Raw genomic sequence first — 13285 nt, 5'->3', positions numbered from 1 at the left:
GTATATAGAAGAGTAGAGAAGGAGGCACCTGTAAAATTACCGGTTTTTCTTACCTGTTGATATTAGGCACACAACATCAACATCAGGTCATACCCGGTAAAATTACCTGGTATGATCACATTCAAACAACTTCACAACCCGGGATCATAATCTGGCTGGATATATGTTATACTCAAAGCTACTTCATCATTCATAGATAAGAGGAAAAAAGTGAGTCAGGATCTCTTCTCCCCACATGCATTGGGTTTTCTGCGCGTCGCTGTAGTTTCGCCGGCCTTGCAAGTTGCGGACGTTCGCTACAATGCGCAGGCCATTATTGATGCGCTCCACCAGGCCGCATCCCGTGGCTGCCAGCTCGCAGTATTTCCCGAGCTCTGCATCACGAGCTATTCCTGTGCCGACCTGTTCTATCAGACACTTTTGCAGCAGCAAGCGAGTGAGGCGTTATTGGAGATTGCTCATGCAGCGGGAGAGTGCCAGATAGCCACAGTAGTAGGGCTACCGATGACCATGGGAGGCAAACTTTACAATTGTGCTGCATTCATCAACGAGCAAGGGATATCAGGTATCATTCCCAAAACATACTTACCATCCACTAACGAATACTACGAGGAGCGCTGGTTCAGCTCCTCCAAAGACTGTCCCTTTGATGTGATTCAGCTTGCTGGGAAAGCAATCCCTTTCGGAACCAACCTGCTCTTCTCAGCTGAAAACTTCCCGGGTTGTACTATAGGAATAGAGATCTGCGAAGATCTCTGGGCCGTCGAGCCTCCAAGTGGCAGCATGGCCTTAGCAGGCGCGACCGTTCTGCTCAACCCCTCAGCCAGCGATGAGGTCTTAGGCAAAGCCGAATACAGACGAGCCTTAATCCATCAACAAGCGGCTCGCTGTCTGGCGGCCTACCTCTACGCGGGAGCGGGACCGGGTGAATCGACAACAGACGTTATTTTCTCTGGACATTCTCTGATCAGCGAAAATGGGCGTACGCTGGCAGAGACTGAGCGCTTCCACTTTACAACTCAGATGGCGATCGCTGATATCGATGTACAACGCATGGCTCACGAACGCTTAAGAAACAGTAGCTTCTCATCGGCCCTACCCAATAAAGCCTATCGCACCATCCAGTTCAGCCTGCCCGAGACGAAAGGGGCCAGCAGCCAGGAGAAACTCCTGCGCCCCGACCTTACTCCAACTCCTTTTGTCCCCGCCAATCTGGCCCAACGTGCTCAGCATTGTCAGGAAATTTTCCATTTGCAGGCGATAGGACTGGCAAAGCGACTCAAACATACCGGCATCAAGAGCATTACGATTGGACTTTCAGGTGGTCTTGATTCGACCCTGGCGCTCCTGGTCACACAGCAAGCCTTTGACATGCTCACGCTGGATCGTAGTGGCATCGTGGCCATTACCATGCCCGGCTTCGGGACCACCAACCGCACCCTATCAAACTCCGAAAAGCTGGCCAGATCGCTCGATATCACGCTCAAGCAGATCCCCATCCGCGAAGCAGTGCTCCATCACTTCCAGGACATCGGACACGATGAGCACGACCACGACGTCACCTACGAAAACGCGCAGGCCCGGGAGCGAACGCAGATCCTGATGGATGTGGCCAATCAGATCGGTGGATTAATGGTGGGAACAGGTGATCTATCCGAGCTTGCGCTGGGCTGGTGTACCTACAACGCAGACCATATGTCCATGTACCACGTCAACGCCGGCGTGCCAAAAACGCTGGTCCGTTACCTGATCGAATGGTGCGCGGATAGCGTCTATGATGGAGAAACCGCCGCAGTCCTGCGTGATATCAGCGCCACTCCTATTAGCCCGGAATTGTTACCGCTGGGAGAAAACGAGGTCTTGCTACAAGAAACTGAAGCCACCATTGGACCCTATGTCTTGCATGACTTCTTCCTCTTTTACGCGATACGCTATGCTTTTACGCCACGCAAAATTTTCTGGCTGGCCAGTCAGGTTTTCCAGGGACATCACGAGCCCGAAGAGATCCTACGCTGGCTCCATATCTTTTACCGACGCTTCTTCGCATCCCAATTCAAACGCTCTGCGATGCCCGACGGACCCAAAGTCGGCTCGGTGGCGCTCTCCCCACGAGGTGACTGGCGCATGCCCAGTGATGCCAGTGGAGCACTATGGCAACAAGAGCTTGAGCTGCTAGAGCATACACTGTCCACACTCCATCCATCCAGCTAGCGAGAGCTGACAAAACGACGCGGCTGATCCATTATGCGACGTATCATTGCATAATGGATCAGCCGCGCCACAGCCGATACATTAACGCTGCACGCATCAAAATACACAACAACTTCTCAAAATGCTGAAAAATCTGCTAGCCCTTCATGCCGATTTTAAAGTGAAGGTTCGAATAAATTACACCTACAAATTTTAACCGATTTCCTGCTATTATTTTCGAAACATGGTGTGAATGAACAAATCTCCCACGATTAGGACGGGTTTTCTCGCTAAGAACCGTAATAAAAAAGTTTTCTGGCAGAGTTTAATTGTATCAATACACGAAAGCCATTTCGTATGTAATAAGGTAGGGGCAATGAGGGAGGTAATAAAAAGATAAATTATATTGAATAGCATATATCATCTAGATACATACTTTTCAATAAAGTAAAAAGGAGAAATAGATGAAACGACTTCGTTCTTTAGCAATCGCGCTGTGCGCCGTAGCATTAATGAGCTTCATTTTTCTTTCCCCGGTCGCAGCGGCCGGAACGGCACAGGCAACACCAGCGGCAACGCCACACGCGCTAACGCAATCGGTAACAGGGACGACAACGAGTGGAGATACATTCAGTGGCACGTACACGATTACAAAATTTGTCTCTCAGGGAAACCAGCTCTTTGCTAACGGTACACTGAGTGGCACGTTACAGGATGCAACTGGAAACTCTCTAGGAACGATTTCGAATCAAGCGGTCTCAGTACCCGTAGCATCAGCTATCGGGAGTTGCTCGATTCTCACATTGTCTCTTGGCGCATTAAATCTCAATATTCTGGGCCTCAACGTAAGCCTGAATCCAGTGCTGCTTATCATTTCGGCCATTCCTGGAGCGGGTAATTTATTAGGAAACTTACTCTGTGCAGTAGCCGGTCTACTCAATGGAGGAATTCCTCTGGGAGGTCTCAGTGGACTACTCAACGAGATTCTTAGCATTCTATAGTTATGCTTCGCTAAAGTGATCGCTTGTTCTCACCGATGCCCCACAGAACATAAAAGGGATGTGATAATAACAGATGTTGTTATCACATCCCTTTTGCCATCACCGCAATATTTCGCTCATAACTTGCGACTCCAGCTATTGCTTTTTTCGCGATTGCGCCGATTGGCGTAGTATTTGGTCTGCCTCTTTATACATCCCAACCCGGTATGCAAATTCCGCAACAGCTTTATCTATCTCTGAAGTATCAATGCGTTCGGTTGAATTGAGCGCTCGGCGTTGTTTTCTGGTCTTATCCAGAGGAGTAGATTGCTCAAGCCGCGCATGTAACCCCAACGGAGAGATAAGGGGGCTCTCAGCCGCCAATGGCAATGAGCGTTCCTCACGTTGGGGACGCTCAAATAGCGCCCGGGACTCCAATCGAGGGGTCGGAGGGGCACTCTCACTAAATGACTCCTCCCTACCTTGATGGCTACCAAAAGGAGAGAAACTCTCAAACCGCTCCTCAGATCCCAATCGGGGGGTCGGAGGGGCACTCTCACTGAATGACTTTTCACTACCTTGATGGCTACCAAAAGGAGGAAAACTCTCGAACTGCGCCTGAGACCCTAATCGAGGGGTCGGAGGACTATCCAATGTCTCTCGGCGCTGGCTCTGCCGCACTTCATTCGCCGTGCCTCTAAGTATGTTAGTGTCTGAGTGCTGGCTGCCTCCTCGTCCAGCGTTATCACGATGAGCGGTTTTTTCTAACATGGTATCGATCCTATTTTTAATAGAGCGGTGACCGCTGGTTGGAAGCAGGTCACACTAAACTCTTTATTCTTTCCACGGTACAGTTCCTTACATCAGAGTGCCAGAAACAGGGTTACTAGCCAGGGTCGCGAAGAGATAACGCCAACCTCACATTCATTATATGCCAGGGATTAGATATGACCAGAGGCATGTGAAGAAAGTCCTAGAGTGGTCACACAACTCATCCATACTCGTATATATATGCGAGTGCACTAAAAATACAATGGGAGTGGAATTTGACAGAGATATATCTTCGCCACCCATGCGCACAAATTGCGAACATTCTTTCGTTTATCGTAAGTGAACCAATGAGTATATACGACATGGTTAATAGATAAAGATGAATAGAGAACAGTATTCACAACCACGGCGACAATTTATTCGCCCGTTGTCGCCATCAACAACTCTACCTGTGAATAATTCGCAGACTCTAAAATCCTATCCACAGCCGCACCAACCTGTCGTGGAGGAGCAGACTGCTCTCAATCCATGGGGACAGAACCAGATTGGGGCAGGTTGGCTAGAGGATTTCTCATCCTCTTCCTGGGTTCTACCCCAGGAAGAGACATCCCCAGTCAGAGAAGAAGAGTCATACGAAACAGAGGTGGAGACCCAACATAACGGAGCGTTAGCATGGATGATTCAACCAGGGCAATCCCACCCAGCTTCGGAGCTCCAAAGTTTTGCGGAACAAGGGCCATTACTGCAACCATCAAAGCCCCTAAAAGCTCGTCGGCAGCGTAAGAGACGCCTCCCTGTGTGGATGGTTATTGTCAGTATCATCGTCGTGCTCGTAATTGTATTCGCCCAGGGAAACGGTGTTGTGGGTGCCTGGACCGCCGATGAGTTTAGGGCCATCGCAGGACCAGTCGCAGCGGCTCAGGTTGAAGCCATTTATCTCAATGCGCAAAACACGGCATATAGCTGGGAATATAAACTTGGTCTGCGCCATCTCTCCACACCCTTTCAAGCCAAATCAAAGCCCATAAAGCTAACCAAACCCACAAAAACCACGCTGAAACCGATGTCACTTGCAACTATCAAATCATTCATATCGCCGGCTGTTGATGGTGAGGGGACATGGAGCATCCTCGAAGCCGCACCCGGTGCTTATAGCTATTTACCGCTTGATGCCAAGACATTTATTCGACCCGATCCCGTGACTCCCTACGCGATTGTTTCACTCTTGCAATTCGATGCCCGCTTCATGCGTTTGCACGTCGTATCGGGTACCCAGGAGCCTGGTGGAGTACTCGGAGTATCCGGTACCGGCGTCATCCCCCAGACGGACCTGCAAGGGAATGCTTTGCTTGCCACTTTAAATGGTGGATTCAAATATGCAGATGGGGCATTTGGACTCATGACCGATGGGACAGTGTATGTTCCACCGCAACCAAACTCAGCCACGATCGCCATTACCAAAAGCGGAAAAATTATCATCGGAGCCTGGGGAGAGGATCAGCGTCTCTCCACCACCAACAAAGATCTGATTGCCTGGCGTCAGAACGCTGGATTGCTCATCAACAATGGAGCCATCAGCACCCTTGCCAAGGACGGTGCCGCCTGGGGTGGTACCATCTTAAACAGCGAATACACCTGGCGTTCTGGACTTGGCATCACCGCCCAGGGAAATCTGATCTATGCCGCGGGCAATGCTCTGGTCCCCGAAACGCTCGGAAAAGCGCTCAAGGCCGCCGGAGCCATCATGGCCATGGAGACAGATATCAATCCATTTTGGGCGCGAGCTTTTCTCTATCAACAGGCCAAGAGCGGAACCTTTACCATCAGCAAGCTCAATAACGACATGCAAGGCACTGGCGAGGAGTATATGACGCCCAACCTGCGCGACTTCTTCTATCTCACGCGCTATACGCCGCCAAAGAGCAGCGCCAAATAATTTTTGTCACCCTGGCAGAATTTCTTCTGCCAGGATCTCCTTATGTAACGCCGCACCCTCGGGTACAATACTATTCAAAAAAGGAGATTTTGTAGCCATATGCTTTTAGCATCGTCCTACGCTCATCCGCAACCGACAGGAACAAAGATCTCTGCTTCCACGCCATCAATGCTGCGGCCATCGCGTCTGCTGGTGACGCGATGGAGCCGAATTCCGGGATGTGTCTGGGTCGTAGTGATTATCTTTATCGTTCTGCTTCTCGTGCTGGGAGGATGGATTGCCTCGCTCCTCACAAGTTTTTCTAATCCCCTCAGCCAGATTGTCGGACAACAGGCATCATGCGCCAAAGGAATCACCAACAATCCCACCCAGGGTCGCATCAACATACTCCTCCTGGGCAGCGATAACGACCAAAAATTTCAGGGACAGCCCCTGGCTCAAACAGACATCGTCATCACCATCGATTCCACAGGCAAGACCGTTGGTATGCTCTCCATTCCACGCGATTTCTTTCTCAACGTGCCCGGCTACGGCATGCACAAACTAGATGAAGCCTATAGTCTGGGGGGTGTTGCGCTCAGTTGTCTCACCATCGAGCAGGATTTCGGAATACCGCTCAACTATTACGCCTGGATCGGGCTGGATGGCTTTGCCAGAGTGATCGATACCGTCGGTGGAGTCGACATCAACGTGACACATGCCATCGTCGATGACAACTATCCCAACGACGTCAACAACGCCAGCGATCCTTATGCCCTGAAGCGTCTCTACCTGCCCGCCGGACCTCAACATCTCGCCGGCCCTGAAGCGTTAGAATATGTCCGCTCACGCCACGCCGATCTGATCGGAGACTTTGGACGCTCCACACGTCAGCAGCAAGTCTTGATCGCATTGAAGAGCAAGCTCAACAACGCAGATATTTTCGGCAAACTCACGACCATCGCCAATGAACTAAAGGGATCAGTCAAAACGGATATGCAGCTCACCGATGTCCTGAAGATAATGGATTTCGCACGTGGACTAAACACAAACGCCATCCAGAGAGTAACACTCGGTCCTCCTTATTCGACTCCAGGGATCGCGCCCGCCGATGCAGGTGTCGATGCGGGAGCATCCGTCGTACTGCCCAACTGTTCAGCCATCATTCCAGCACTTCAAAAGTTATTTCAGTCTAGCATCAACACTATCTGCGATATCAATGGCGGTCCCGGCGTCAGTTATTATGGGCCGTCCAGACAAAACATTGGCACAGTCCCCTCTTCTCTACAGCTATCTCTAACGCCATTGACATGGACGCATAGCAACAAGAGTAGTATCCTGCGAGCACAAGGGAGCATCATAGGCATCTCCACCGCAAGCATCATGGACGGTCCCGACGACCTGTTTGGAGTGCGCAGCATGCTCGATCTCATGAGCCTGGTAGTCTTTGAAGCACCAGACGCGCTGCAGATATGAGAGGAAGAAATGCAGACATGCAAAAATTGTTCAGGGACGTACGCAGCCCACTGCTCTGGTTCATCATCATCCTTCTCAGCCTCCAGGGATGTTCTGGTAGCGGATCAAACACAAAGCAGGTGACAACTGGTCCCAATGGACAGCCAATCACGCTAAGCCAGGATACATTTCAGGGAACATTCTACCTGACCATCCAGGGGAATCTCTATGCCTTAAATGGCAACGCCCAGACCACCCAGGAGTTAGTTCACACGGGCAATGTGATGGACCCGGCGCTCTCTCCTGATGGAAAATGGATCGCCTTTATCAAAAAATATCAAAATTACTCAGACCTCTGTGTCATCTCGACAAGAGGTGGACAGCCACGTATTCTGCGCAGCGGCAACGGATCTTTCTATAACGCTGATGGTCCGATACACAATACCTACTACTGGTATGCGCAACCATCCTGGTCACAAGATAGCTCGACGCTGCTCTTTCTCAGCGACCTCGAAAAAGAGGACTGGTACCAGCAGACCGGCCAGGATGCGCCCTTGCTCGATCTACAAGTATTCTCGCTACCATTCAACCATCCAGAAGTGGCTCCGACCGCCGTAGCCTACGCCACTTTTGGGGATGGTGGTAATCAAAATCCAGCCTATCGTCCCGGCCATCCCGACCAGATTATCTATACCCACTACACCTACGATGCAGCGACCAAGACCCAGCAAGTCATCCAATTATATATGGAAAATCCCACCACCATCAGCGAAAATCCAGGGACTTATTATCCCGGCTCGCCAGGCGGTGGATATGATCCAGCGATTGCAATTACCCCCACCAGCAGCACAATCACTGATCCAGCCTTCTCGCCCGACGGAGCCGCGCTCGCGTACATCAAGACTGATAGCAGTACTGACCAGATGGAGTTAAATGTGATGCCTGTTCCGCCCACAAGCATTACCCAAACGCCAAACGATCCCGCCACCAAACAGCTGGCACTACACGCATATCAAACAGCATCATCTCACCTACTCACCAGCATGTATCTCTCGGAACCTGTCTGGTCGCCAGATGGAAAACAGCTCGCCTATTACGACTATACCAACACAGCCTTTAATCTCTGGATCGCACAGATCAACCACGACACCAAAACGGGCAAATATAGCCTGCAGGGAAAGCCAATCCAGATCACATCGGGCGGAGTCGACGCAGCCAGCCATTCTGCCTGGAGCCAATGAGAAAACAAGCAAGTACTGCACCCTTCTATGGCTTCTTTACAACGGCACCGTCAATCGGTGCCCCCACCCTCTTGACTTAGAGCGTACTCAAACCTATATACTAAAAAGGTTTTCCAGACGAGACCGTCAGACTATTAAAAGCGGAATTGTGAGGTGACTCACGAAAAGGTATGTAACTATGTCGATTCACAATCCACAGCATCTCGACAGCACAACGCTTTCCTGCTCTCGTGAAGGCATCCTACGTTCTAGCGAAGTATTGTCATGGCAAGGGGTAGTAGTTGAGCAACGATATCATCCGGCGGGAGAATACACGCTTCCCGCTTCATCCTCTCCTTTTATCTGTGTCCACCAGGGTCCCCCCATCCTTCTGGAGCAAGTGCGTGAAAACAAACTCCATACCAGTATGGTCCCTCATGGAGGACTCCAGATCGTTTCGGCGGGTATGAAAAGCACATGGCGGCATCAGGTTGGTGCAAACCATTTCCATCTGCGCATCTCTCCCGAATTGATCCAACGGGTCGCCGCCGATCTCAATCAGAAGCAGGTCGAAATCCTTGATCATATTACTCTCCAGGATTCTCGTATTGAGCATATAGGCCTGGCACTGCTCACAGAGCTTGCAGAGGGAGGACCATCGGGGCAGATCTATACCGAGAGTCTGTCCATCGCTTTAGCAGCCCATCTACTTCAGGCATACTCAAGTACGCCTCGTTCTCTGCCCAAGATCGCCAAAGGGCTGCCGGTTCCTCTCTTGCGAAAAATCTTCTCGCTGATTGAAGATCGTCTCGCTGAAGACCTGGGGCTGGACGATCTCGCAACGGAGGTTGGGCTAAGTTCCTCGCACTTCGCGACACTCTTTCAGCAAGCAACTGGTCTCTCTCCGCACCGCTACATTCTGCAACGCCGCCTGGAGCGTGCGCAATGGCTCCTTCGATCAACACCACTTTCGATCGGAGAGATTGCTGCCTCAGTAGGATTTTACGATCAAAGTCACCTTGTGCGTCAGATGAGACGTTTTTTAGGTGTGACGCCCAAATATCTGCGCGACCATCTGACTTGATCATCCCCAAGAGCGAGGTTTTTTCCTAAAAATAAGGAAAATTTCCAAGACCTCTTCCTCAATTCTCCCGTATACTTCTCTCAAGCGCGTGAGCAGAAGGAAAAAAAACATGATCCTGCTTCTGTCTCGCCCCGCAGAGCACTCGTCCTTGCGGCATTTGAGAACGAGTAAGACGAAATTCCGTTACCTATGGAATAGACATAATGCCATTGGCTACTTAACAATATTGCATAGCCAATGGCCGCTGTTTGGTTGAATACACAGGTAAAGTCAGGCTTAGCTGTGCTAAAGAACGTGAAAGGATCACTTAATTATGACAACAACGCAGATGACTCTGGGCCATATCCCCATTCATCGTCTTGGCTATGGGACGATGAAGTTGCCCGGACCTGGCGTGTGGGGGATGCCACACGACGAAGCTACCGCGATCAAACTCTTGCATCGCGCCGCTGATCTCGGTGTCCAATTTTATGATAGCGCCAACGCCTATGGTCCAAGAGTGACGAACCAGCTCCTGGGAAAAGCCTTTCATGGTAGAACTGATCTTCTCATCGGCAATAAAGTTGGAGCTGAGCGTGGCTCAGATAGATCATGGGTAATAAACGGCCAGCCAGAAACCGTGCGCAAACAGGTCGAAGAGGCGCTTCTTGACTTGCAGACAGAGACCATCAATCTGATCTACCTCCGACTTAGTAGTGACGGACAAGGAAAGATACTTTCCCCGGATATCCCGCTAGAGGAGCCTCTGGGCGTACTAGTAGAAATGCGGAAGCAGGGAAAGATTCAGCACCTGGGTTTATCCGGTGCTGGGTCAAAAGATCTTGCCCGTGCATTAGCTTTGACTCCAATCACGGCGATCCAGAATCGCTTCAATCTGGTCGACCGAAGTGGTATCGAAGTACTTATCGACTGTGAGCGTCATGGCATCGCCTTTGTCCCGTACTGGCCCCTTGCCTCTGGAAAAGTTCTTGATCATCCAGCACTCACCGCTCCGGCTCGGAGGTTAGATGCCACTCCTGCACAAATCTCATTGGCCTGGTTACTGCGTCGCTCGCCTGTCATGATCCCTATTCCAGGGACTACATCCATAGAGCATCTTGAGGAGAATGTCGCATCCGCTCAACTCGCCAACCAACTCACCTCTGAAGAGGTCGCCACGCTCACAGAGCTGGTTTCCGAACGTGACGCACGTGTAGGAAATCCAGCACAGATCACACATGATATACTCAGTTCCATCATGAGAGAATGATAGAGCGCACGTGCAGCATAGATACATGAGAACCCAGGACAGAGGGGAAGGAATACCACTCCCCCTCTGTCCTGGGTTCTCACACGTAAAAGTCTAGCGGGATACGACAACACCCGGAACGCGTAAACGTACCACCAGCACAGGCGGAATCTCCTTATAGTGAACCCAACTCACCACCGCCCTGCCAACTTTTGAGCCATCATGAGGATAATTAAAGGCTGGCTCTTCCAATCCATCTAGCACCAGACCAGCACGAAAGCAAGCATTGAAGAGAACATGCAAGGGGCGATCGAAGTAATACTGAGAGGCCGGCTGACCGATCATACCAACGCCTTTGGCCGGACCACTATGAAGATAGGTCGTTGTTTTAATCGCATAGGTCGTGACAATGTCGCCGTTGACCGTTGCATCCTCAGCACTATGTATAGAACCTGTATTATTAAAGCAGGGATGACAGAGCGAGAAGACAAAGCAGCCGCCAGGTTTGACCACCTGACGAATCCCACGCATCAAAGGATCAATCTCAGCCATATCCATAATTGCCATGTTACAGACAGCAGCATCGAAGCGTTGCTCACCCAGAGCCACAATCTGCTCCTCACTTGTGGCATCCAATTGACGATATTCTATGCGCTTCCCATAAGTAGAAGAGCGAGCGCGAGCATGATCGAGCATTGATGCACTAAAATCAGTGGCGATGACATCGACGCCCAGGCCAGCCAGATGACGGGCAAAAACACCGTTGCCACACGCAATCTCCAGCACAGTTTCACCTGATTTCACATTGAGCAGGCGTTCGCTGGCAGGAGCCACAAGGAGGCGCTGGAAGTCATTGCCGTCGCCCATTCTCTCGTCCCAGAATGAGGCATTCCGATCCCAGATCTGACGCGTTTCTTCATTCAGATCAAATGGCTGAGATGTATTTTCAGCGGCCATTGTCTATATTTTCCTTTCCAAGTCGACGAACATGTTCAATAGAATGTAGACAAAGAAGAAGAGCAAAAACACTCAGAGAGAATGACATTGAGCTACTGACACTATCGTAGCATGGCACGCAAGCATCCACAGTAGTTGCAAATAAAAACCAGATTGCACTTTTCAGGCATTTCGTTGTATTCTATTTGGAGAAGAATCATTCATTATTTCTCATTGAGTAGCAATAGCAGCAAAGGATAAATAGATGGCAAACGCTCTATCCAGCTATACCGATGACCATACACTCAATCCCTTGGAGTGGCATCGCCGCTCATTGGCATGGTGCCGGGAAATGCGAGCCAATCAGCCAATCAGCTACAGCGAAGAATACGGCTGGCTCATCTTCCCCTATCAAGAAGCCGTACAGGTCTATTCAGATTACGCCAACTACTCATCTGAATACGCAAGATCGACCTCAGATGCGCAGGAAGAGGCCCGCAGTATCATCACGATGGACCCGCCGCGCCATCAGCACTTGCGCTCAATCCTGACGCAAGCCTTCTCAGCCCGCAAAATTGCGCAGATGGAGCCAAACATTCAGCGCATTGCAGATACGCTTCTGGATAAGATAGCGATGCAGGGGCAAGCCGATTTCATGGAGGAGCTGGCTTTTCCGTTGCCTGTGATTGTAATTGCTGAAATGTTAGGACTTCCGGCCGACGATTGGCTGCTCTTCAAGCGTTGGACCGACGCTCAGGTCAATGGAAATCATCAAAACGGTTCCGAGCAAGAACTTGCAGCATACTTCTTCCAATCGGTCGAGCAGAAGCGCCGCCAGCCTGATCAAAGCCTGCTCAGTCTCCTGCTTAGTGCGGAGGTCGATGGACAACATCTCACACCGGCAGAGATATTCAGCTTTTTCCTCACCTTGCTGGTAGCAGGAAACGTCACCACCACCAATCTGCTCGGCAACTCAATGATGACCTTCAGCCTTTTCCCGGCCCAACTCGATCAGTTGCGACAGAATCCGACCCAGATAACGAGTGCCATCGAAGAGTTACTACGCTACATGGGACCGGCCCGTGTCCTGCCGCACAGCCTGATCGGGAGCCGGATCGCACAAACTGACATCGATCTCGCTGGTCATCGCATCCACAAAGGAGACGTTGTGCGACCGATCGTGCTCTCCGCCAACTTTGATGAGCATCACTTCAGCGAGCCGGAAACATTCAAGATCGATCGCAGCCCCAACCGACATTTCTCCTTTGGGCACGGCATACACTTCTGCCTGGGAGCTCCACTGGCACGCTTAGAGGCACGCATCGTACTCACCGCCATGCTCAAACGCTTCTCAGACTGGGAGATCCAGCATCCCGACCAGCTCCAGCAGATCGACACAGATCTCATCTTTGGCGTCCAAAACTTACCCATGACCTTCACCACAAAGTAGCGTCATGCCCGAGGGCATGACGTCCCACTCGACGTACGATCAGGCAGGCCAGCGTG

10 protein-coding genes are annotated in these 13285 nt (G+C 50.8%); 8 read left to right on the top strand and 2 right to left on the bottom strand.

What is annotated here, in order from left to right; genetic code table 11:
- The first annotated feature begins 210 nt into the window (after positions 1-210).
- Together AC27N8_RS13260 and AC27N8_RS13255 are read left to right on the top strand one after the other, a co-directional pair.
- A complete protein-coding gene (locus tag AC27N8_RS13260) occupies positions 211-2211 on the top strand; it encodes an NAD(+) synthase (protein ID WP_487067738.1) in 2001 nt (666 codons plus the stop codon).
- A 443-nt stretch (positions 2212-2654) separates the two neighbouring features.
- Positions 2655-3191: a hypothetical protein gene (locus AC27N8_RS13255; protein WP_487067736.1), complete on the top strand. Its 537-nt coding sequence runs from the start codon at positions 2655-2657 to the stop codon at positions 3189-3191.
- Positions 3192-3326: 135 nt separating this feature from the next.
- Here the strand turns inward: AC27N8_RS13255 and AC27N8_RS13250 are convergent, their stop codons facing one another.
- On the bottom strand, positions 3327-3941 hold the full coding sequence (locus tag AC27N8_RS13250) for a hypothetical protein (protein WP_487067734.1): 615 nt from the start codon (positions 3939-3941) through the stop codon (positions 3327-3329).
- 379 nt (positions 3942-4320) lie between these two features.
- Here AC27N8_RS13250 and AC27N8_RS13245 point away from each other — a divergent pair, with 379 nt between their 5' ends.
- From AC27N8_RS13245 to AC27N8_RS13225, 5 genes are all read left to right on the top strand, one after another.
- Complete coding sequence (locus tag AC27N8_RS13245) at positions 4321-5877, top strand: hypothetical protein (protein WP_487067732.1); 1557 nt, start codon at positions 4321-4323, stop codon at positions 5875-5877.
- 99 nt (positions 5878-5976) lie between these two features.
- Positions 5977-7332: an LCP family protein gene (locus AC27N8_RS13240; RefSeq protein ID WP_487067730.1), complete on the top strand. Its 1356-nt coding sequence runs from the start codon at positions 5977-5979 to the stop codon at positions 7330-7332.
- Between the two features lie 17 nt (positions 7333-7349).
- Positions 7350-8552 (top strand): hypothetical protein, encoded by a 1203-nt coding sequence (locus AC27N8_RS13235; RefSeq protein ID WP_487067728.1) that lies wholly within the window; start codon positions 7350-7352, stop codon positions 8550-8552.
- 178 nt (positions 8553-8730) lie between these two features.
- Positions 8731-9615, top strand: a complete 885-nt coding sequence (locus tag AC27N8_RS13230) for a helix-turn-helix domain-containing protein (RefSeq protein ID WP_487067726.1) — start codon at positions 8731-8733, stop codon at positions 9613-9615.
- Between the two features lie 313 nt (positions 9616-9928).
- A complete protein-coding gene (locus tag AC27N8_RS13225; RefSeq protein WP_487067724.1) occupies positions 9929-10864 on the top strand; it encodes an aldo/keto reductase in 936 nt (311 codons plus the stop codon).
- Between the two features lie 93 nt (positions 10865-10957).
- Here the strand turns inward: AC27N8_RS13225 and AC27N8_RS13220 are convergent, their stop codons facing one another.
- Positions 10958-11800 carry a class I SAM-dependent methyltransferase gene (locus tag AC27N8_RS13220; RefSeq protein ID WP_487067722.1) on the bottom strand — a complete coding sequence of 281 codons (843 nt, stop codon included), beginning with the start codon at positions 11798-11800 and terminating at the stop codon, positions 10958-10960.
- 244 nt (positions 11801-12044) lie between these two features.
- On the opposite strand from AC27N8_RS13220, the gene AC27N8_RS13215 reads away from it, so the two are divergent.
- The gene (locus tag AC27N8_RS13215) at positions 12045-13229 is read left to right on the top strand and encodes a cytochrome P450 (protein ID WP_487067720.1); all 1185 of its coding nucleotides are present in this window, start codon (positions 12045-12047) and stop codon (positions 13227-13229) included.
- Positions 13230-13285 lie beyond the last annotated feature (56 nt).

The organism is Dictyobacter sp. Z7_2 (assembly GCF_057551105.1).
The sequence above is the reverse complement of the archived record's forward strand: the minus strand, read 5'-3'. Positions and strand labels throughout refer to the sequence as shown.